This window comes from Pseudarthrobacter sp. Hb11 (assembly GCF_059383655.1).
This window is the reverse complement of the sequence record NZ_JBWZCM010000005.1, coordinates 42,771-64,311: the sequence shown is the minus strand read 5'-3', so window position 1 is coordinate 64,311 and position 21,541 is coordinate 42,771. Positions and strand designations below refer to the sequence as shown.

12 protein-coding genes and 2 tRNA genes are annotated in these 21,541 nt (G+C 66.5%); 6 read left to right on the top strand and 8 right to left on the bottom strand.

Annotated features, from left to right (window positions below; all coding sequences use genetic code 11):
- Positions 1-10: 10 nt before the first annotated feature.
- On the bottom strand, positions 11-511 hold the full coding sequence (locus tag AC50X7_RS09945; RefSeq protein WP_494978850.1) for a hypothetical protein: 501 nt from the start codon (positions 509-511) through the stop codon (positions 11-13).
- Between the two features lie 7 nt (positions 512-518).
- Positions 519-1,937, bottom strand: coding sequence for a phosphomannomutase/phosphoglucomutase (locus AC50X7_RS09940; RefSeq protein WP_494978849.1), 1,419 nt, complete (start codon positions 1,935-1,937; stop codon positions 519-521).
- Between the two features lie 157 nt (positions 1,938-2,094).
- Between AC50X7_RS09940 and AC50X7_RS09935 the strand changes: the two genes are divergently transcribed.
- Positions 2,095-4,326, top strand: a complete 2,232-nt coding sequence (locus tag AC50X7_RS09935) for a RecQ family ATP-dependent DNA helicase (protein ID WP_494978848.1) — start codon at positions 2,095-2,097, stop codon at positions 4,324-4,326.
- 11 nt (positions 4,327-4,337) lie between these two features.
- Here AC50X7_RS09935 and AC50X7_RS09930 read toward each other — a convergent pair whose 3' ends face one another.
- The 4 genes from AC50X7_RS09930 to AC50X7_RS09915 all read right to left on the bottom strand — a co-directional run bounded on the left by AC50X7_RS09930 (position 4,338) and on the right by AC50X7_RS09915 (position 8,815).
- Positions 4,338-5,768 (bottom strand): MFS transporter, encoded by a 1,431-nt coding sequence (locus tag AC50X7_RS09930; RefSeq protein WP_494978847.1) that lies wholly within the window; start codon positions 5,766-5,768, stop codon positions 4,338-4,340.
- A 91-nt stretch (positions 5,769-5,859) separates the two neighbouring features.
- Positions 5,860-5,947, bottom strand: a tRNA-Ser gene (locus AC50X7_RS09925).
- A gap of 94 nt (positions 5,948-6,041) precedes the next feature.
- The gene (locus AC50X7_RS09920; RefSeq protein WP_494978846.1) at positions 6,042-6,572 is read right to left on the bottom strand and encodes a GNAT family N-acetyltransferase; all 531 of its coding nucleotides are present in this window, start codon (positions 6,570-6,572) and stop codon (positions 6,042-6,044) included.
- Positions 6,573-6,574: 2 nt separating this feature from the next.
- Complete coding sequence (locus AC50X7_RS09915; protein WP_494978845.1) at positions 6,575-8,815, bottom strand: prolyl oligopeptidase family serine peptidase; 2,241 nt, start codon at positions 8,813-8,815, stop codon at positions 6,575-6,577.
- Positions 8,816-8,900: 85 nt separating this feature from the next.
- Here AC50X7_RS09915 and AC50X7_RS09910 point away from each other — a divergent pair, with 85 nt between their 5' ends.
- Complete coding sequence (locus AC50X7_RS09910; protein WP_494978844.1) at positions 8,901-10,841, top strand: FAD/NAD(P)-binding protein; 1,941 nt, start codon at positions 8,901-8,903, stop codon at positions 10,839-10,841.
- Between the two features lie 167 nt (positions 10,842-11,008).
- On the opposite strand, the gene AC50X7_RS09905 is transcribed toward AC50X7_RS09910, so the two are convergent.
- Positions 11,009-15,553, bottom strand: a complete 4,545-nt coding sequence (locus AC50X7_RS09905; RefSeq protein ID WP_494978843.1) for an ExeM/NucH family extracellular endonuclease — start codon at positions 15,551-15,553, stop codon at positions 11,009-11,011.
- Positions 15,554-16,003: 450 nt separating this feature from the next.
- A tRNA-Ser gene (locus AC50X7_RS09900) sits at positions 16,004-16,091 on the bottom strand.
- A gap of 107 nt (positions 16,092-16,198) precedes the next feature.
- Here AC50X7_RS09900 and AC50X7_RS09895 point away from each other — a divergent pair.
- The 4 genes from AC50X7_RS09895 to AC50X7_RS09880 all read left to right on the top strand — a co-directional run bounded on the left by AC50X7_RS09895 (position 16,199) and on the right by AC50X7_RS09880 (position 21,516).
- The gene (locus AC50X7_RS09895) at positions 16,199-17,182 is read left to right on the top strand and encodes an NAD(P)H-quinone oxidoreductase (RefSeq protein WP_494978842.1); all 984 of its coding nucleotides are present in this window, start codon (positions 16,199-16,201) and stop codon (positions 17,180-17,182) included.
- Between the two features lie 130 nt (positions 17,183-17,312).
- A complete protein-coding gene (locus AC50X7_RS09890; protein ID WP_494978841.1) occupies positions 17,313-17,912 on the top strand; it encodes a PadR family transcriptional regulator in 600 nt (199 codons plus the stop codon).
- On the top strand, positions 17,909-18,646 hold the full coding sequence (locus AC50X7_RS09885; RefSeq protein WP_494978840.1) for an ABC transporter ATP-binding protein: 738 nt from the start codon (positions 17,909-17,911) through the stop codon (positions 18,644-18,646). Before AC50X7_RS09890 ends, AC50X7_RS09885 begins: the two co-directional genes overlap by 4 nt.
- On the top strand, positions 18,646-21,516 hold the full coding sequence (locus AC50X7_RS09880) for an FtsX-like permease family protein (RefSeq protein WP_494978839.1): 2,871 nt from the start codon (positions 18,646-18,648) through the stop codon (positions 21,514-21,516). Before AC50X7_RS09885 ends, AC50X7_RS09880 begins: the two co-directional genes overlap by 1 nt.
- Positions 21,517-21,541: the final 25 nt, after the last annotated feature.

The window sequence follows — 21,541 nt, the reverse complement described above, 5'->3', positions numbered from 1 at the left end:
CGGCGCCGGTCTAGTCCACCCAGATAACGGGTTCGCTGGTGTCCGCGGCAAGCTCGCCGAACTCCCAGGTCCTGGTGGCAGCATCGGCCGAGTAGGGCAGGACGGCGGCGAACACCGGGCCCTCACGGTGCTCGGTTGCCACGTGGATGGCGTCCGAGTCCTCCTCCAGGAGCAGGATGTCGCAGACCACGGCCGCTGCCCGGAAGTCTTCCCGGTTCTGCCGCAGCAGGGCCGTGAGGTCGCTGATCATGGCATCGGCGTCGAAGTCCCCATCGGAGCCTTCCTCCGCATCCGCCGGGGAAACGGCAACCAGGCGTACCTCGCCGTCGTTCTGAACTGTCAGGGCGAAGGGCAGGAACCCGCCGTTGCGCTGGAGCTGTTCCTGCGCGGCGCTGATGCCCGTCCCCAGAAGGTTCTCAAGGTCCGTGGCCGTGCTCTCCGGAACGGAGTCCCGCCAGGACGCCTGCCCGCCGGCACCTCTTCCGGAGTCCAATCCCGTGTCCTCAGCCATGCGTGGACTAGGCCCGGACGATCGAAAGGACGCGGTCCCGGACACGTTCCATGGTGGCGCGGTCCGTGGCTTCTGCGTTAAGCCGGAGGAACGGCTCGGTGTTGGACGGGCGCAGGTTGAACCAGTAGCTGCCGTCGTTGGCCGTGAATGTGCTGCCGTCCATCCCGTCGATGGTGAGGTCTTGATCCGCGAAAGCGAGGCGTACCCGCTCAACTGCCGCGGCCTTGTCCTCAACTTCGGAGTTGATTTCGCCCGACGATACGTAGGGCTCGTACTCGCGGCCCAGCTCGGAAAGCGGTCCGTCCTGCTCGCCCAGGGCGGCAAGGACGTGCATTGCCGCGAGCATGCCCGTGTCCGCGTTCCAGAAGTCACGGAAGTAGAAGTGCGCCGAGTGCTCTCCGCCGAACACTGCTCCTTCCTCTGCCATGACGGCCTTGATGAAGGAGTGGCCCACACGCGTGCGTACTGCCCGGCCGCCGTCGTTCGCCACCAGCTCGGGCACGGCACGCGAGGTGAGGAGATTGTGGATGATCGTGGGAGTAGCTTCGCCCTGCGCCTTGGCACGGGCGATCTCGCGGCGGGCCACCATCCCGGTGATGGCCGACGGCGAGACCGGCTCGCCCTTCTCGTCGATGACGAAGCAGCGGTCAGCGTCGCCGTCGAAAGCCAGACCAATGTCAGCGCCGTGCTGGAGCACTGCCGCCTGCAGGTCGCGGAGGTTTTCCGGCTCAAGCGGGTTGGCGGGGTGGTTGGGGAAGGAGCCGTCCAGCTCGAAGTACAGGGGAACGATCTCCAGCGGAAGCTTGGGGAGCAGGGCGTCGCCCAGGACTGCCGGGGTGGTGAGGCCTGCCATGCCGTTGCCCGCGTCCACTACCACCTTCAAGGGACGGGAGCCGGAGAGGTCCACGAGCTTGCGGAGGTATTCGGAGTAGTCCTTCAGCACATCGCGGACGCTGATCCGGCCCCGCTTTTCGGCGGCAGGGATGGAGCCGGTGTTGAGGTACTGCTCGGCCAGGGCCTGGATGTCCTTGAGGCCGGTTTCGGAGGAAATCGGCACAGCCCCGGCCTTGGACATCTTGATGCCGTTGTAGCCGGCGGGGTTGTGGCTGGCGGTGAAGGTGGCGCCGGCACGGTTAAGGTGACCGCAGGCAAAGTACAGCTCGTCAGTGGAAATCAGGTCCAGGAGTTCGACGTCGGCTCCGCGGGCCGTTGCGCCGCTGGCGAAGGCCTTGCTGAACTCGGGGGAGGAGGGGCGCATGTCGCCGCCCACCAGGATCGTCTGGCCCTGGAGCTGCAGGATATCCACGAACGCGGCCCCCACGGCTTCGACGATTTCGGCCGTAATCGATTCGCCCACAATGCCGCGCACGTCGTACGCCTTGAAGGAAGCCGAAAGGTCAAAAGTCGTTGTCTGTTCGCTAGTCACGGGCTTTATCTTACGTGGACGGCGGAAGTGGCTGTGGTGGACAGGTTGGGAAGCGCTGTATGTGACGGCGGGTCCCGGCGAACGCGATGTTCCCGCTCTGCCCACATAAGGGCTGCGTGCGGTGCCTGGTGTCAGGGGCGGCTGGGATACTGAACCAATGGTCGATAACCAGCACGCCACAGCAATTTCTGACCCTGCCCCGCATTTTGACGGTCTTCCGCCCGGCTCTGCAGCCCCATCCGCCGGTCCTGCTTCCGCTTCCACAACCCACCAGCAGGCATTGGAAGTACTCCGCGAGCTCGTGGGACACCCCGGGGCTGCATTCCACGAGGGGCAGTTTGAAGCCATTGAAGCGCTGGTCGACGGCGGGAGGCGGGCTTTGGTGGTCCAGCGCACCGGCTGGGGCAAGTCGGCCGTCTATTTTGTTGCCTCCCTGCTGCTGCGGCGCCGCGGTGCCGGGCCCACGCTCATCGTCTCGCCCCTGCTTGCCCTGATGCGGGACCAGGTGGCGGCGGCTGCCCGGGCCGGGGTGCGTGCCGTTGCCATCAACTCCGCCAACCAGCTGGAATGGGACACAGTCCGGGAGCAGCTGGCCACGGACCAGGTGGACGTGCTGCTGGTCTCCCCGGAGCGGCTCACCAACCCGGCCTTCCGGGAAAACCAGCTGCCGGAGCTTATCCGGCGGACCGGCCTGCTGGTTATTGACGAGGCCCACTGCATCTCCGACTGGGGCCACGACTTCCGTCCCGACTACCGGCGGATCGCGGACCTGATCACCCAGCTGCCGGATGCAGTTCCGGTGCTGGCCACCACCGCCACGGCGAACTCGCGGGTGGTGCACGACATCGAGGAGCAGCTCGGGAACGGCGTCCTCACCATCCGCGGTTCGCTGGGCCGTGATTCCCTGCGGATGGGCGTCCTGTCCCTGCCGGACTCGAAGCAGCGCCTGGGCTGGCTCCTGACGCATCTGGCCGATCTGCCCGGAAGCGGCATCATCTACACCTTGACGGTGTCGGCGGCAGAGGACACCGCCCGGCTCCTCGCCGAAGCCGGGCACGCGGTGCTGGCTTATACGGGTCGCACCGATCCAGCGGACAGGGAACAGGCCGAGCAGCTGCTGAAGGACAACCAGGTCAAGGCGCTGGTGGCCACCTCAGCCCTGGGGATGGGCTTCGACAAACCTGACCTGGGCTTTGTGGTCCACCTTGGGGCGCCGTCTTCCCCGGTGGCCTATTACCAGCAGGTGGGCCGTGCCGGGCGTGGTGCCGCCAACGCCGATGTCCTGTTGCTTCCCGGCTCGGAGGACCGGGAGATCTGGCAGTACTTCGCCACCGCGTCCATGCCCTCCGAAGAAAAGGCGGCGGCCGTCCTTACCGCTTTGGCAGAAGCCGGCACTGCGCTCTCCACGGTAGCCCTGGAGGCCCGGGTTGACCTCCGCCGCACCCCGCTGGAACTGCTGCTGAAGGTCCTGTCCGTTGACGGCGCGGTCGAACGGGTGGGAGGCGGATGGCGGTCCACCGGCCAGCCCTGGATTTACGACGCCGAGCGGTACCGGCGGATCGCAGAAGCGCGTGTGGATGAGCAGGACTCCATGGTGATTTACCAGGACACCGCCGGCTGCCGGATGGAATACATCACCTCCGTCCTCGACGACGAAACCGCGCGGGCCTGCGGCCGGTGCGACAACTGCGCCGGGCGCTGGTTCCGGGCAGACATCGCCGAAACAGCTACGGAAGCCGCCGGCCAGACGCTCAGCAGGGCAGGCGGGGTTTTGGAGGCCCGGCTGCAGTGGCCCAGCGGCATGGACCGGCTGGGAGTCCCGGTCAAGGGGAAGCTCAAGCCCGGGGAAGGCCTTGCCGAGGGACGTGTCCTGGCCAGGCTTACGGATCTTGGCTGGGGTGGCGCTTTGCGCGGGCTGTTTGCGGCCGGAGCTGAAGACCGGCCCGTGGACCCCGCCATGCTCCAGGCCTGCGTGCAGGTTCTGCGGGGATGGGGGACCGGCGATGGCCGCAATCCTGGCTGGAGCGGAGTCGGCCGGCCTGCAGCGATCGTGAGCATCCCCTCGCGGAGCAAGCCGGAGCTGGTGGACTCCCTGGCCCGGGGAATCTCGGAGATCGGGCGCATTCCCTACCTGGGTGCGCTGCAGCTGGCCCACGGCGGTCCTACCGGAGGCCGTGGCGGCAACAGCGCGTACCGTCTGGCAGGGGTCTGGGACCGGCTTGTCGTGGGTCCCGAGCTCGAAGCCGCGCTGGGCGCAGTGCAGGGGCAGCCGGTGATGTTGATCGATGACCTGACTGACAGCCGGTGGACGGTGACGGTTGCCGGGCGGGCCCTTCGTCAGGCCGGGGCCGGGGCTGTCCTGCCGCTGGTCCTTGCCCAGGCTGGTTGAGCCCTGGTGGCCTAGATCCGCTCGGCCTTGCGCTGGCTGACTTCCGCGCCGGCATGCCGCGGCAGGAACAGGCTGTCGGCCGTGCTCGCAAGCATCAGCAACGCCATGGTGAGGAATGCACCACGGAATGGCCCGGCGGGGTCTTCCGGGAAGGTGCTGAGTCCGTCGAACAGCCGGATCAGCAAGGCTCCGACGGCGATGCCGGCAGCAGCCGCGAGCTGGACCAGGGTGGCAGAAACGGTGTTGGCCGAGGTGAGCTGTGCCGGGACGATGTCCGCGTATTGAACCGACGCGTAGGCCGAGAAACCGATGGAGCGGAAGGCGCCGCTGCAGACCAGCAGGGCGAAGGTCAGTGGCTCAGGGGTCTCTGCCGCGAGCAGGGCGCAGAGGGCAAAGGTGGCCGCAGAAGCAACGGAGGCAAAGACGAGCACCGGCTTGAAGCCGAACCGCCGGATCAGGGGTGTAGTGGCCGGTTTGATGCCGATGTTTCCGATGAAGACGGCCGCCACCATGGCGCCGGCGTGCAGCGGGGACCAGCCGAACCCGGCCTGGAACATCAGCGGCAGCAGGAAGGGGACGGAGCTGATGGTCAGCCGGTATGCGAAACCTCCGGTGGCCATGGCCCTGAACGTCCGGGTGCTGAAAACCCCGAGGTCAAAGAGGGGGTTGCGGGTGCGGCGCATCCAGAGCACGGCGAAGGTAACAGCAACCGCACCCGATCCCGCACTCAGGGCTGCCCAGGGAGCGTCCGGATGGGTGCTGGCCAGTTCGAGTCCGGCCACCAGGGCGCCCAGGCCGAGCGTAGTGAGGAACAGCCCCGGCCAATCCAGCCGCCGCCGGTGATCGCCGGCCGCCGCCGGGACCAGCCGCAGGGCGGCAAGCAACGCCGCAACACCAAGGGGGAGGTTGATCAGGAAGATCCAGTGCCAGGACAGGTACGTGGTCAGGGCCCCGCCCACCAATGGTGCCAGGACCGGTGCCAGCAGGCCCGGCCACACCAGGAACGCCGTGGCGCGGAGCAGGTCTGCCTTGGGCGTTCCGCGCAGGACCAGAAGGGTTCCGACCGGAACCATCATGGCGCCGCCAAAACCCTGAACGATTCTGCTGAGGGTGAGCGCGGGAAGGTCCTGGCTCAGCGAACAAGCCAGCGATGCAACGGTGAAAATCACGATGGCCAGGCAAAAGATGCGGCGGGCGCCAAACCGTTCAGCCAGCCAGCCACTGAGGGGGATGCCCATGGCAACGGTCAGCAGGTACGCCGTCATCGTGATGTTCACGTCTGCGGCGTGAACCCGGAAATCGGCAGCGATGTTGGGGATGGCAGTGGTAAGGATGGTGCCGTCGAGGAACTCCATAAAGAAGGTGGCGGCCACCAGGAGGGCCAGATGGGGGCTCCATGCCTTCGTGCTGCCGGCCTCATCCACCGTGTTCCTTGCTGCCATCCGTTCATCATTCCACCGGCGCGGCACCCAGGGCGCCACTTGTCCGTCCGCCGATACGCAAAAGGCCCCGGTCCAGGACCGGGGCCAAACGCGGAGACGGGGGGATTTGAACCCCCGGTGGAGTTGTGCCCCACACTTCATTAGCAGTGAAGCCCATTCGGCCGCTCTGGCACGTCTCCAATTGCTGTTCCTAGCCCACCAAGGATACGCAGAACGTGGCACGCAGTGCAAAACGGGCGGCCCGGCCCCTCCAGGCGCGCCGGGATCGCCCCCTCACAGCAGGGGCGGAGCGTGCCTGGGCCGCACCATCCTGATTTCGCGCAGGTTTTCCCAGTCTGGAATCACGTCCGCGGCGCCGTCGGGTGCGAACCCGAAGTGGCGGTAGAAGCCGATGGCACGCCCGTTCTCCGCCGCCACCCACAGGCTTGCCGGGCTGTCGCCCAACGCTGCCTCCAGGAGACGGCGTCCCAAGCCCAGCCCCTGGTGCGATGCCAACAGGTACAGTCCCCACAGCTCCAGGTCCCCTGACGATGGTGCCCCAAAGGCGTGTGACGATCCGCCGTCGGGCGCGCGGCGGATGCCCGCGAACCCCACGACGGTGCCGTCGTCGCATGCCACCCACGCTTCGGCAGGCTCCGCTGCTTCGAGGAGGTGGCGCCAGAGCGGCAGCCGGGTTTCGGGACCCTGTGCGGCCAGGAACCCATCGGACAACATGCCTTGGTACGTCTCCTGCCAGCAGCGGACGTGCACCTCTGCCAGCCGCGCCACGTCAGCCGGCAGCGCCCGCCTAACCACCAGGGACACCGCTACTCCGTCCCGCCGGCCAGCGCCTTCCAGAGGAAATGCTGGCTGCGGGCCTGCAGCGCCGCGGCCTGCCGGTTGTCCGAGGCTCCCGCGTGTCCGCCTTCGAGGGCCTCGTGGAACCAGACATTGGGGATGCCCATGGCCAGCATCCGGGCAGCCATCTTGCGGGCCTGCACCGGACCCACCCGGTCATCGGAGGTGGCCGTCCATATGAACGTCTCCGGGTACTCCACCCCGTCTTTGAGCAGGTGGTACGGCGAAAAAGTCCTGATGTACTCCCACTGCTCCGGGACGTCAGGGTCGCCGTACTCGGCGATCCACGAATGGCCGGCGGACAACCTGGTGTAGCGGCGCATATCCAGCAGCGGCACGCCGCAGGATACGGCCCCAAACAGCTCGGGGTACTGCGTCAGCATGTTGCCCACCAGGAGTCCGCCGTTGGAGCCGCCCACGCAGCCCAGCCGCTCCGGCGAGGTGACGCCGCGGGAGATGAGGTGGCGCGCCACGGCCGCGAAGTCCTGGTATGCCTTGTGCCGGTTCTCCTGCAGTGCGGCCCGGTGCCATCCCGGCCCGTACTCGCCGCCGCCGCGGATGTTCGCCACCACGTACACGCCGCCGCGGGAGTGCGGCGTTTCGCCGTTGGTTCCGTTGGAGGACGCGGACGTGCGGCGTTCGAGCCACGCCCTGCCCACCGTGCCGCTGTATGCGGGAGTGCGGGACACCTCGAAGCCGCCATAACCGGAGAGCTGGGTGGGGTTCTGCCCGTCCAGCGCGAGGTCGCGGGAGGCGACCTGGAAGTAGGGAACCCGGGTTCCGTCATCGGAGACGGCGAAGTGCTGCTGCACCTCATAGTTTTCGTCGGCAAAGAACGACGGCGACGTCTTGACTGTTGCGTGCCGGCTCACCACTCCGGACGTCCCCGACGCCGCGCGTTCCAGGGTGCCCCGCATCAGCATGCTGGGCGTGGTGAAGCCCGTGGCGATAAGCCAGAAGTCGTCTCCGGCGCCGTCGGTTTCGTCTTCGTCGTCCACGGCGTAGGCGTTGACGTCGTGCAGTGGCGGGCAGGCATCAAGGGGAGTGGACTCCCAGGCCCCGTCCGCGGCACCGGTTGGCCGGGAGGGGTCAAGGACGCGAATCTCGGAGGAAACGTCCTTCAGGAGGTTGAGCAGCAGGAAGTTCCGGGTCCAGCTCCAGGACTGCAGTGAGGTGGTGGCATCCGGGGTGAACAGTACCGAGATGTCACGCGAGGCGGCCAGGTAGTCCTCAAATGGTGCGGCGAGGAGCGAGCCCGCAGCATACGTCGACCCGTTGTGCACCCAGTCCTGCTGCGGGCGGAACAGCAGCCATTCGCGGTGGGCGCTGACGTTGACGTCGGTGGGCACGTCGATTACCGCCCAGGAGCCGTCGCGCAGGACGGCGTTGCTCCGGTTGTAGAAATCGATGTAGTCAACGGCAAAGGTACGTTCGAACCCGGGCGTGGAGTCGTGGGCCACTACCGCCATCATGTGGTCCTCGGGCACCTCGAACAGGCGGGGCGCTTCGGGCAGGGAGCCGCCACGCTTGAGGGTGACGGCTGTACGCGCGTAGGAGGAGGCCGTCTTTGGAAGCCCCTCGCCGGTGGAGGCGACCAGCAGCGTGTCCGCGTCCAGCCACGAAATGTTGCCCTTCGCCGTCGGCAGGTCAAAGCCGCCCTGCGCAGGGTCCACAAACGTCCGCGTTTCCACGTTGTATTCCCGGTAGCGGTTGGCGTCCCCGCCATCGGGGGACAGGGCCAACAGCGCCAGCCGGTAGGGCTCGCCCGGGGCCGGGCGGAGGAAGGTTGCACCGTGGAACACCCACTCTTCGCCCTCGGCGGCCGACAGGGCATCGATGTCCAGCAGGACGTCCCAGTCCGGCGTCTCGGTGCAGTAGCTGTCCCAGGTGGTGCGGCGCCACAGGCCCTTGGGATTCTGCTGGTCCTTCCAGAAGTTGTAGTACCAGTCACCGCGCTTGCCCACCATGGCGATCCGGTCCGTGGAGTCCAGCACCTCAAGGATGCCGCCCTCGAGTTCCACGTACTCGGCGTCCTTCAGCAGGTCTTCGGTGCGTGAATTCTGTTCCTTGACCCACGCCAGCTGCTGCTCGCCGTAAATCTCTTCAAGCCAGACATTCTCGTCAATGGGCTCGGGCGCAATGCCGGAAGGGGCGCCGGACGTGTTGCCTGAACCGGGGGCGGGCGCTGGATCAGCTGCAGTGGTGGTCATGCGCCCCATCCAAGCAACATCGCCGCTCCGGTAGCAAGTCAAGCGTTCAGCGCATCCTTTGCTTTCAGCCCGTACTCTGGATGCCGTGGAAATAACGCAGAGCATACGGACCGCCATTATTGGGGCAGGTCCGCGGGGCACCAGTGTCCTGGAACGCCTGCTCGCCCGCACTGCCGCGCGGATTGCTTCCGGGGCCGGCCAGGTTCTGCTCCATATCGACGTCATCGACCCCTACCCGGCAGGTCCGGGGCACGTGTGGCAGCCGGGGCAGTCCAGGCTGTTCCTAATGAACACGCAGTCCTTCTATCCCACAGTGATTCCGGAGGACCCTTCCTTGGCGCCGCCCGTGGCCGGCACCACTTTCGACCAATGGCGGGCAGCGCAGCAAAAGCGCCCGTCGCCGGACCTCAGTGCGGAAGAGCTCGCAGAACTTGCCGTCCTGGCCTCCAGCGATTTTCCCAGCCGCGCGCTCTACGGCCGCTACCTCCGCAGCACCTTGGAGGAGCTGACGCGTAACGCGCCCGACGGCGTCACCATCGACTTCCACGAAACGTCAGCACTGTCCGTGGGCCCGTCGGGTGACGGGACGTTCGACGTCGGCCTGGCCACGGGGGCGACGATCCGCACCGGGTCCGTGGTGCTGGCGCTGGGCCACATCCCGTCCCGGCTGAACCCCGAACAGCGGGACCTGCAGGCCTCGGCGGAGCAGTTGGGCCTGCGGTACCTGCCGCCGGCCGTGCCCGCCGACGTGGACTGGTCCCTGATACCCGCCGGGGAACCGGTCCTGGTCCGTGGCATGGGCCTGAACTTCTTCGACACCATGGGCCAGCTGACCGAGGGCCGCGGCGGAAAGTTCGTCAGCAACGGAGGGGTGCTCCAGTACGAGCCCTCGGGCCAGGAACCGCACATCATTGCTGCCTCCCGGCGGGGGACGCCCTACCGTGCAAAAGCTGCCCTGACCGGCTACTACCCGGCATCCGTCACCCTGCGCTACTTCACCGAGGCGGCGCTGGAACGCTTCCGCAAGGCCGGGATCCGCCCGGCGTTCGACCATGACTTCTGGCCGCTCCTGCACCGCGATGCGTTATGGGCCTACTACTCAACGCTCGTGCGCTCGCAGCCGAACGCTGTCCCTGACCCCGCCGCCTTCCTTGCCGCCCTTGACGAAGCCCTGCACCCGCATGCGCACAGTGCCGCCAGCTGGGAGGACAGCGTGGAGAGCGTGCTGGCCGTCCACGTGGGGCCCCGGCACCGGCTGGACCTGCCGGGGCTCGCGGCCCCGCTGGCGGGACGCTCCTTCGCCTCGCGCGCCGAGCACGACGCCGCCGTCGTGGAATACCTGCTGGACGATGCCCGCCGGTCCGCGCTCGGCGAGGATGACCCGGTGAAGATGGCCATCGGTGCCCTCCATCACGGCCGTGCCGTGCTGAAGACCGCGGCGGCCGACGGCGGCATCACCGACGAGTCCTGGGTTGCCGGCCTGCGTGGGTGGTTTGAATCGTTTGTGGAAGGTCTGGCCAGCGGGCCTCCCGCCTTGCGCTCCGAACAGCTTGTGGCCTTGGCCCGGGCAGGGGTGGTCAGCTTCGTGGGGCCCGACCCCAAGTTCGGGGTGGATCGCCGGAACAGTGTTTTCACTGCCTTCTCCCCCTGGGTGGACGACGCCCCGGTGGCCGCACGGACCATGGTGGAGGCCCTCGCGCCGGGCAACAGAGTCTCAGCCAACGATTCGCCGGTTCTGGAGCAACTGCTTGCGGACGGCCTGGTCCGGCCGCGCCTCATGATGTCGGTGGAGGGCGCTCCCGTTCAGTCCACCGGCCTGGATGTGGAGCCGCACCCATACCGCCCGTTGGCAGCGAACGGTTCAGTGACGGAAGGCCTTTACGTGTTGGGGCTTCAGCTCTCGTCCGCCCAGTGGGGCACCGCCATCGCCGCCGAGGCCGTCCAGTCCGGCGGGCCGAACTACCGCAGCGGCCAGCGGACCCTGCGCGACGCCGACGAGATCGCCGGGACCATCCTGGCGTGGTAGCAAACCCGAACGCTCTCTCACCTTTCGCGCCTTAAACCCGAACGCTCTCTCACCTTTCGCGCCTTAAACCCAAACGCTCTCTCACCTAGTTCACCTGGATGAGAGAGCGTTCGGGCGATACGCGCATTAAGTGAAAGAGCGTCGACGGGGCCGTCGAAATTAGCTCCTTAACCGCGCAGGCACACCTGGTACTGGAGCCAGGCCGCAGCGTAGCGGATCCAGCCCAGGACGTCGTACCACTTGGTCGGCTTGGCCGGCGCGGTGCACACCGGCTCAACCACAACATTGGCCACCGTCACGTCAACAGTGACGGCCGTGCCGGATTCTGCCGCGGTGAGGACCAGCGTCCCTGCTCCTGCAGCAGCTCCCGAGGGAACAGCCATGCTGACGTTGGCCGCACCGGCCTGAACCGGTACGGAACCAAGCTGGGCCGCGGTGCCGGCGGAGTCGGTGAACACCGCTGAAAGCGTCTTGTTGACCGGGCTGCCGAGCGACGTCAGGTCCAGCTTCGAGACGGCCACCGTGATGGGATCGCCCGGCTTGACCTCGCCGGGTGTGGTGTTGGTGACGGCCACGGAGCGGCGGGCAAAGTCCGGCGAAACGGGGCTGCTGTCCTGCAGGTACCCGATCCACGCATCCCGGTCCACCAGGCCCGAGTCCTTCGTGTTGGCACCTTCCGTAAATATCCGGAAGTTGTCACCACCTGTGGCCAGGAAGCTGAAGGTGCCGATCCGGTAGAACTTCGCGGGATCGAGAACGGCCCCGTTCACCCGCACCGAAGTGATGCGGTCCCCGGCGGGCCGGGCGGCGTCGTAGGTGTAGTTCACGTTCTTGGACAGGCCGAGCTGGATGTAGGCGCGGCTGGGGACCGTGCCGTCCGGGTTGGTCTGCCACTGCTGTTCCAGCATGGTTTTGAACTGGGCGCCAGTCAGGGACGTGGTCCAGAGATTGTTCACGAACGGCAGCACGGCGTTTGCCTCCGCGTACGTGATGGTTCCATCCGGGGCGTAGTAGAGCTCATTCCGAAGTCCGCCGGCATTGACCACACCGATTTCGGCGCCGCCCAGTTCGGCAGGCTGCAGAGAATTCAGCAGGGAATCGGCCACCAGGTTGCCCAGGGTGGACTCGTTCCCGCGGTCATCACGTTTGGCGACGCCGGCGGCGTCCGTGGTGAAGGCGGTGGTGATGTCCGCCGTGACTGCGCCTATGGGCTGGTTGCCCACGACGGCGGCCTCGGCGAGTGCCTTCTTGACGATGGCGTCGACGGCGGCCACGCGCGGGTAGGCCGCGATGAGGTCCGCGGCGGGGTCGGTGGTGCGCTTGACGTTGCCGGCCTTGTGCGCCGTCACCTGCTTGGTGGTTGTGTCCACGGTGAGCTGGATCTGCCCGACGTTCTCGCCGTAGTTGCCGGTCTGGACGATCGGGCGGGTCTTGCCCTCGGCTCCGGGAACGGGAGCGTCCCACGCGTATTCCTTATGCGTGTGGCCGGTGAAGATGGCGTCGACGTCGGACGACGTTTCCGTGACGAGCTTCGCGAACGGACCGCCGGCTGCCACTTCCTCTTCCAAGGTGGCGCCTTCCACGGTTCCCGAGCCTGCGCCGTCGTGGTTTTCCACGATGATGACGTCGGCAAGGTTCTCCGCGGTGATCCGTGCCGCTGCCCGGTTGATTGCCTCGACGGGATCACCGAATTCAAGGTCAGCGATGCCGGCGGGAGTCACAAGGGAGGGAACCTCCTGCGTGACGGTGCCGATGACGGCCACCTTGATGCCGTTCATGTCCAGGACGGTGAACTCGGGCAACACCGGTTCGGTGGTGCCCTTCCGGTAGACGTTGGCTGCCAGGTAGGGGAACTTGGCGTTGTTACCGCCGGCGATGACGCGGTCCCGCAGGTCCGCCCAGCCGCCGTCGAACTCGTGGTTGCCCACCGCTGACGCCTGGAGCTCCAGGGCGTTCAGCACATCGATGGTGGGCTGGTCCTTGGCGACGGAGGACGCGAACAGCGACGCCCCGATGTTGTCGCCGGCCGAGAGGAAAGCGGTGGCGCCGGGAGCGGCAGCCGCGCGGAGCTTTTCGATGGTGCCGGCGAACTGGACAGTATTGGTGTCGATCCTGCCGTGGAAATCGTTGATGCCCAGGAAGTTCAGGTCAACTGTGGCGGGAGCAGACTCCAGGTTCAGGCCCACAATCACGGGATCGTGGTCGCTGGCGCGGTACTGGTCCGGCGCGTAGTAGTCGGTGACGTTGTTGTTGTAGCGGCTGTACTCCAGGGCTACGGATTCCACCGAATTGATGTTCCAGATGTCCGCGCCCGTGACCGCGGCGTTCGCCGCGGGGGAGGCCAGGATGTGGTCAAGGGAACCCACCATTCCGCCGAACAGGTAGGAGTGCTTGGCGGTGCCGTCGGCGTTGCGTGTCTTTTCGTCCTGGTTGACGTAGCCCTCGGCGGTAAAGACGTTGATGGGGTCTTCCTTAGCGTAGGCATTGAAGTCGCCGATGAGGAAGACCTTGTCCGTGCCTTTGGACTGCTGCAGGGACTTGGTGAACTCCAAAAGGGACTTCGCCTGGGCTGTACGAGCCAGGTTTGACGCGCCCTGGCCCTTGTCCGTGTCCTCCGGAGTGGCAGCGGAGCCCTTGGACTTGAAGTGGTTGGCGATGGCGATGAACTCAGTTCCGGCACCGCCCCCCACTGGTTTGAAGACCTGGGCCAGCGGCTTGCGTGCGCTGGCAAAGGCTGCTGTGTCGTTGTGGATGATGGATTCACCCACCGGTTCTGCGACGGCCTTTTTGTAGATGAAGGCGGTGCGGATCATGTCCTCATCGCTGAGCGGCGGGGCGTTGGCAGGCGAGCGGACGTAATCCCAGATACCCGGGGTCTCGATGTTCAGGGCGTCCACAAGCTTGGCCAGGGCGTCATCCCTGTTCTTGCCGAACTGCGCGGAGTTTTCGATCTCCATCAGCGTGACAACATCGGCGCCGGCTTTGGTGATGGCAGCAACGATCTTGTCCTGCTGCCGTTCGAAGTTCTCGGCGTTTGCAGCCCCGCGGGAGTCGCAGCCTCCACGGACGGTGATGGGGTTACCGGCCCGGTCCTCGTAGAAGGTGCAGCCTGCCAGGGTGTCACCCGTCGTGGGGAAGTAGTTGAGGACGTTGAAGGAGGCGATCTTCAGGTTGCCTCCCACCGCGGCCGGAGCCTCAGTGCGGGTGGCGCCGAAGGTTGCCGGCTGGACGGCGGCCTTGTTGGCCTCCGTCAGATGGGTCAGCGGCTGGAGCTTCCAGGCGTTGTTGCCGTAGCCAAGCACCACGTTGGTGGTGAACGTGACAGGCGAGCCCACGCGGACCGGGTCGGTTGTGGTCAGGTAGGGCAGGACCTGGGCCTTGGTGGCGGCGTCCTTGAGGAAGTTGGTGCTGGAGCCGTCATCGAGCTTGATGCCGCGGTCCGCGTTTTCAGCGGCCACGGCGGCATGCTCGGCGGTGCCGTAGGGAGCGACGGCGGTGGGCTGGACCAGCGGAGTTGTTCCGCCGGCGAGGCCCACCTCGCCGTACTGGTTGAGGGTGTAGTTGTCCGTGACGGTCATCGGGCCCTCGGGGGCCAGGAGCATCCCTTCCAGGGATTCGCGGAAGGTTTCGTTGGTGGGCAGCGTGAAGGTGGTGGCCTTCACTTCGGGTGCGGGCTCTGTCAGCTTGGTGAGCCCTGCCGCAGCGGTGACGTTGAGCTGGGTCATTTCAAAGTATTCGGCTACGGCGCCGGTCACCTGAACGTGGTCTCCAACCTGGACCGACGCCGCAGTGGCGGGGGAGTAGATGAAGATGCCGTCTGAGGCAGCGTGGTTGGTTGCCGTCAGATCCCCTCCGGTTCCCACAGTCTGCAGGTAGTAGCCGTTGAGCCCGCCGGTGGGAAAGACGGCGGTGACCTTGCCCTTGGTGGTTACCGTGGACCCAACCAACGGGCTTGCGGTGCCCGTGCCCTGGATTTCGGCGATGGTCCTGGTGGTGGGCGTGGGATCAGGGGTGGGGTCAGGTGTGGGATCCGGATCCGGGATGGTGGTGCCGCCCGCGGCCGTAGGAGTGATGGCAGCATTTAGGCTGAAGTCCGTGGCATTGCTGTTGTTGTCCGCGCCGGCTGCCCGGTTAAGGCTCTTGACGTCGGTATTGCTTCCGGGGGCCTTGGCCGCCAGTGTTTCGAAAGTGTTGGAGTTGCCGTAACCGAGGAGATCGGCAACCCCCGCAGGCTCCACTTGGGACCCGGAGGCCAACGTAACGGCAGTACGCTGCTTTGCCAGCACAATGGTGCCGCCGGCGCCACCGAAGTTCAGGCTGCCTGCCATCAGGTCCGGAGCGGGGAGATCCGCGCCGTTTGCACCGTTGCTGGAACCCTGGACCAGGAAATACCCCTTGGCCGGGATGGAACCTGAAAGGGCGGCCACGCCGGTGGGAGCCGCCGTGCCGGTAGCGGAGCGGTACTGAACCGACCAGCCGTCCAGGGAGACCGGGGCGTCCGATGAGTTGTACAGCTCAACGAACTTGTGCTTGTAGGCGGCGCCTGCGCTGCCGCCGCTGAGATAGGCCTCGTTGATGACAACCGGCGACGTCCCCGCCGCGGGCGGGACCTCCGCGGCCGTGCCGTCCGCAAGCGCGGGAAAAGCTGCCAGCGGAGCTATGAGCCCGGCTGTCAACGCTGTACCCAGCGCTAATTTCCAAGGTGTTTGCATCTGCTCTTACTTTCAGAAGGGTCTCCCCGGTAGGGGAGCCGATGGAAGGTGTCCGGGTTGTACCGATGGACAAGGGGCCCGGATCCTGCTCCTGGTCAAGTGGTATCCGGCATATCAAAACAGCGATGAATGAACGCAAGGTTGATAGCGCGTGCATTCGGCAGGACGTTCCCCAGCGGAACAGACCGCCCCATCGGCCGGAGCCCCCGTGGCCCGGTCCGGTGATGCTGTCAGCAGTGGTTGATTTGGTGGCCGGAACCACATGTGCCGGCCATCACAAAAGGATACCGGCCGGTAGCTTTAGGGGAAGCTTCGGCCGGCGGTTCTTTTGGGGGATTTTTGCGAAGCCTAAAACCGGCTGCGGGCCGGTACGGTACATTTCCGGGCAGCTGCCGCGTTAAACGAAGGACCCCTGCCGGCCAGCGTGCTGGCGGACAGGGGTCCCAATCGCGGAAGGTAAGAGATTCGAACTCTTGGTACGGGGTTACCGCACACTAGTTTTCAAGACTAGCTCCTTCGGCCGCTCGGACAACCTTCCTCGACTAGTAGTGTTTCATAGGCACTTGCCTGCAACAAAACAGAGACCGGAAGGTGTCCGGTGCACACTGGTTGCAGCCAGTATTCAGTCAGAAACGGGAGTGTTCCATGAAAGCCGTCTACATATCCGAACCGGGCGGCCCGGAAGTACTGGAGATCCGCCAGGCGGACACCCCGGTACCCGGACCGGGGGAGGTGCTCATCGACGTCGTCGCCGCGGGCCTGAACCGTGCGGACGTCCAGCAGCGCAGGGGCTTTTACCCGCCGCCGCCAGGCGCTTCGGAGATCCCGGGCCTGGAAGTCTCCGGCCGGATAGCCGGTTTTGGCCCCGGCGTGAGCAAGCCGTTTTCACTCGGCGACAAGGTGGTGGCGCTGCTGGCAGGCGGCGGATACGCCCAGCAAGTGGCGGTGCGGGCGGAGCAGGTGCTGCGGGTGCCCGACGGCGTTGACCTGGTCACGGCTGCGTCCCTGCCGGAGGTTGCCGCCACGGTGTACTCCAACCTGGTGATGACCGCCCAGCTCCAGGCCGGCGAGACGGTTCTGATCCACGGCGCCACCGGCGGGATCGGCACCATGGCCATCCAGCTCGCCAAGGCGCTGGGAGCCAAGGTGGCCACCACGGCCGGAACGGACGAAAAGGTGGGAACCGCGAAAGCCTTCCTGGGCGCGGACATCGCCATCAACTACGCAGAAGAGGACTTCCCGTCGAGTCTCCGCGAGCAGAATGGCGGGCGGGGCGCTGACGTGATCCTTGACGTCGTTGGTGCCAAGTACCTGCCGCAGAACGTGGACGCGCTCGCGGACTACGGCCGGCTGGTGGTGATAGGCCTGCAGGGCGGCGCCAAAGGCGAGCTGGACCTGGGACAGTTGCTGAAGAAGCGCGCAGCGGTGGTGGCCACAGCCCTGCGGCCCCGGCCGGTGGAGGAAAAAGGCGCCATCATGAACGCCGTCCGCGACGCCGTCTGGCCCCTGGTCAGCGACGGCCGGATCCGGCCCCTCGTGGCCAAGACCTTCCCGCTGGAACAAGTGAAGGCCGCGCACGAGTATTTCGATTCGGGCGACCACGTGGGCAAGATCCTCCTGTTGATGTAGGCACCTGCTGTCCTAGTAGATACCGAGTATTGCCGGGCTCGTTCTTCTGCATTACGGTTAGTCCTATACGCGGTATGCACGGGCCTTGGGGGACCGTGCATACCGAGGCTTCCAAGTGCAAGGAGCAATGATGTCCATCCGCCATAGCCTCCTCGCCCTGCTGCAGGACCAGCCGCGCTACGGCTACCAGCTCCGGGTCGAGTTCGAGAACCGCACGGGAGCCACGTGGCCACTGAACATCGGGCAGGTGTACACCACGCTTGACCGGCTTGAACGTGACGGCCTGGTCACCAAAGACGGCGACGACGGTGACGGCCATGTGGTCTACAGCATTACCGGCGCAGGAAAGGCCGAGGTGGGAAATTGGTTTGCAGCCCCGGTAGAGCGGAACAATCCGCCACGCAACGAACTGGCCATCAAGCTGGCGCTCGCCGTCACCATCCCGGGCGTGGACGTGCAAGGCATCATCCAGGCGCAGCGGGTGGCCTCCATTCGTGCCCTGCAGGACTACACCAAGGCCCGCAGGGACACCGCCACCAGCCAGCGGTCTGGAGATACTGCCTGGCTGCTGGTCCTTGATTCCCTGATCTTCCAGACCGAAGCGGAGGTCCGCTGGCTGGATCTTTGTGAAGCGAGGATGGTCCAGCAGGCACAATCGGGCCCGGCACGTAAGGCATCCAGCGGGGTCACGGAAGAGTCCGCCCCGCTCAACGCGGACAGCCGCCGGTGAGCGTGCAGGGACCAGAGCAGGTCCTGGAACTTGCCGGGGTCAGCAAGACTTTCGGGGAGGGTGCGACGGCGGTGGCGGCCCTCCGCGACGTTGACCTCACCATCGGTGCAGGAGAGTTCGTTGCGGTCATGGGACCGTCCGGGTCCGGCAAGTCGTCGTTGCTGGCGCTTGCCGGGGGACTGGACCGTCCGACGTCGGGCGGCGTCTTTGTGGAGTCCACCCCGCTGGCGGGACTCGGGCTGAACGACCTCGCGCGCCTGCGCCGCCGTGCCGTCGGCTACGTCTTCCAGGACTTCAACCTGGTCCCCACCCTGACTGCGGCCGAGAACGTGGCGCTGCCGCTGGAACTGGACGGAACGGCGTCGAAAAAAGCCCACCGGCAGGCGCTGGATGCGCTGCGGCAGGTGGGAATCCCTGAACTGGCTGACCGGTTTATGGACCAGCTGTCCGGGGGCCAGCAGCAGCGCGTGGCCATAGCGCGTGCAGTGGTTGGACAGCGGCGTCTGATCCTTGCGGACGAGCCCACCGGAGCGCTTGATTCCACCACCGGCCATGGGGTTATGGAAGTGCTGCGGTCCCGCGCGGATGCAGGCGCCGCCGTGATGCTCGTCACCCACGAAGCCAGGCACGCAGCGTGGGCGGACCGCGTGGTGTTCCTTCGGGATGGCCGCATCGTGGACCAGGCGGCTGCACAGCATGATCCATCCGTGCTGCTGGCGCAGGCCGGGTTCTGATGCCGTTGGACCTCGCTCCGGCCACGGGCGGGCGCCGGAGCAGCTCCCGCGTTGCCCTGCGCATGGCCCGCCGGGATATCAACCGGCACAAGGGCCGCTCGTTGCTCATCATCCTGCTGATCATGCTGCCGGTAGCCGGGATGACCGGCGCGGCCACCCTGTACCAGAGCACGCAAAGAACGGCGGAAGAAGTCATCAGCTACGAGCTCGGGCAGACGCAGGCCCGGTTCACTGCCCTCCCGGTCCCCAACGCGGACTCCGTCCAGGACCCGTTGAACGACACCAGGGTGGCTTCCAGCACCGGGAACCATGATCCAAGCTTTGTCCCGGCAGATCCTGCGGAGCTGCTGCCGCCAGGTTACGAAGTCCTGCCGCAGCGGCTGGTGAACCTGACCACCCGGGTGGGCGCGGCTTTGGTGCCCCTGGAGGGCAGGGTGGTCGACGCCCTTCATCCCGCCTTTGCAGGAAAGTTCACCCTGCTTGACGGAAGAGCTCCCCGGTCTGCTGAGGAAGTTGTGGTGTCACCTGGCCTGCTGGAACGGTTCGGTCTGGGCTTTGGCGAGGAAATTACGACGTCGGCCGGTACTTTCGTTCCCGTGGGAACCGTGAGGGACGCCGGTGCATCGGACCGGAACTCCTTTCTTTTCCTCGCGCCGGAGCAGGTACCGGACTCCGCTCTGCAGCAGGAAGCCGAATTACCGCAGTCGGTGTCCTACTACCTGGTTGGTCCGGAACCGGTGGCCTGGTCCCAGATACGTGAAGCCAACCGCCAGGGGGTGGGTGTGCTGTCGCGCAGTGTGGTGCTCGATCCGCCGGCGCCGGACGAGCTCGGCATCGAAGGCGTCACGCCCCGCCAGCCGCCATCGGAGGCCTTGGCTTTTTACGCGGCAGCCGGTCTGATCGCCGCTTTGGCGTTGCTTGAGGTGGGTCTCCTGGCCGGGGCAGCCTTCGCAGTCGGGGCAAAGCGCCAAATGCGGGAGTTGGCGCTGCTCGCGGCCGCAGGGGCGGATGCCCCAACCGTGCGAATGGTAGTGACGGCAGGAGGACTATGGCTTGGCGGCATCGCCGTGCTGTCCGGCGGTGCCCTGGGCCTCCTCTCCGCAGCAGCTGTAGTCCATTGGGTCAGCCTTATGGGTTCCCCACGCTTTCCCGGCCTCCATCCTGACCTGCCGCTGACCCTGGTTTCCATGGCCCTGGGGCTGCTGTGCTGTGTCCTGGCGGCCTTGGCCCCGGCCAACCACGTTGCTCACCAGGGCGCCCTCGGAGCGCTCAAATCGGGAAGGGCGCCGGCCGGCAGCGGCAAGCGCTCCATCGTCGCTGGGGCAGCGCTGGTGCTGACCTCAGCGGGACTTCTGGCCGCCGGTTGGCTGGTCGGGCAGTCAGCCGGCGACCCGGACCGCAAAGCCGAGCAACTTCCGGTGGTGGCGGGGTTGCTGATCGCCGGCGCTGTACTCGCCGTCGTCGGACTTGTGCTCCTGGTGGGATGGATCATTACAGCGCTGACCGCATGGACGGGCTGGCTTCCGCTTGCCATGCGGCTGGCAGCGCGGGATTCGGCCAGGAACCGCGGCCGTACGGTGCCGGCCGTGGCAGCAGTCCTCGCGGCCGCAACCCTGGCAAGCGCCGCCTTGGTCCTCGCGGCCAGCCAGCAGGCCGGAATGCGCGAAAACCATTCCTGGAGCGCGCTGGAGTACCAGACCTACCTGCCGCTGTCGCTGGAACAGCCCCTCCTGCCCGACGGCAGCACCCAGCCTGCAGTCAGGGTTGAGGCAGCGGACCTGTCTTCCGCGGTGGAGGGTGCCCTCACCAGTGTTGCCTGGACAAAGGAGATCAGCGCGCCCGCGTACGTCCAAAACTGTGCTTCCGGCCCCGGCGCTGACGTCATCCGGCCAGCGCGGACGGCAACCTCAAACTGCCTGCAATATTCGCTTGCCACACCAGCGGGAAATGAATGTCCGATGACGCCGCAGCGGAGAGTGATCGATCGTGAGGACTGGAGGTGCAAGGGCTCCCTCGCCCAGTGGCCCGGCAGCTACCGTTCGGTTCTAGTGGGCGGTGCGGACGTCATCGCCGCGGTAATGGGCCGGGAAGCTGGACCTGAGGCGTTGGCGGTGCTGGATGCGGGCGGCATGGTGGTGACCAACCCTCTCTTCGTGCGCGACGGGAAGGCCGTGCTTCTGGCGCAGGATGTACGCACGCAAGCGCAAGACCCGGTTGACCCGTCCCACATGCACATGCACGAAACGGTCAGCAGCACCGCCCTGGCCGCCGTGGTTGTTGAACCAGCCGAAGCTGTTCCCTACTACGGGGTGGTCTCGCAGGAGACGGCCCACCGGCTGGGCATGCACCCTGGCCCCGCTGAACTCCTGGTCCAGCTCACCCGTCCTCCCTCCGCTGCCGAGATGGATGCGGCAGCAGGGGCCGCTGCCGCGGTGTACAAGCAGCCCGGCGCCGGGTTCTGGGTGGAACCCGGCATCCCGCAGGACAACGCGTTGTTGACGTGGTCAATTGTGGCCCTCAGCGCACTGATCACCTTCAGTGCAGCAGGCATTACCACCGGCCTGTCCCTTGCGGATGCCCGGGCGGACCATGCAACCCTCGCTGCAGTGGGCGCCTCACCTCGACTGCGGAAAGGACTGGCGGGTTCTCAGGCGCTGCTGACCTCAGGACTGGGGACCCTGCTCGGAGCTCTGGCCGGCACCGTGCCGGCCGTACTCATCGTCGCCGGCACGGAAATGGGCATCGCCCTTGATGTTCCCTGGCTGCACCTTCTGGCCCTCCTGGTCGCTGTCCCGCTGACGGGTGCCGTGCTGGCCTGGCTTTTCACGCGGGCCCGGCTGCCGGTATCCCGGCGCGTGGTGGGAATGTGAGCAATTACGTCACCAAATTGGGTCT

Excerpts from the sequence above, each read along its gene's own strand:
- AC50X7_RS09945 (WP_494978850.1), bottom strand. The coding sequence starts at position 511 with ATGGCTGAGGACACGGGATTGGACTCCGGAAGAGGTGCCGGCGGGCAG.
- AC50X7_RS09935 (WP_494978848.1), top strand. The coding sequence starts at position 2,095 with ATGGTCGATAACCAGCACGCCACAGCAATTTCTGACCCTGCCCCGCAT.
- AC50X7_RS09930 (WP_494978847.1), bottom strand. The coding sequence starts at position 5,768 with ATGGCAGCAAGGAACACGGTGGATGAGGCCGGCAGCACGAAGGCATGG.
- AC50X7_RS09915 (WP_494978845.1), bottom strand. The coding sequence starts at position 8,815 with ATGACCACCACTGCAGCTGATCCAGCGCCCGCCCCCGGTTCAGGCAAC.
- AC50X7_RS09905 (WP_494978843.1), bottom strand. The coding sequence starts at position 15,553 with ATGCAAACACCTTGGAAATTAGCGCTGGGTACAGCGTTGACAGCCGGG.
- AC50X7_RS09895 (WP_494978842.1), top strand. The coding sequence starts at position 16,199 with ATGAAAGCCGTCTACATATCCGAACCGGGCGGCCCGGAAGTACTGGAG.
- AC50X7_RS09890 (WP_494978841.1), top strand. The coding sequence starts at position 17,313 with ATGTCCATCCGCCATAGCCTCCTCGCCCTGCTGCAGGACCAGCCGCGC.
- AC50X7_RS09880 (WP_494978839.1), top strand. The coding sequence starts at position 18,646 with ATGCCGTTGGACCTCGCTCCGGCCACGGGCGGGCGCCGGAGCAGCTCC.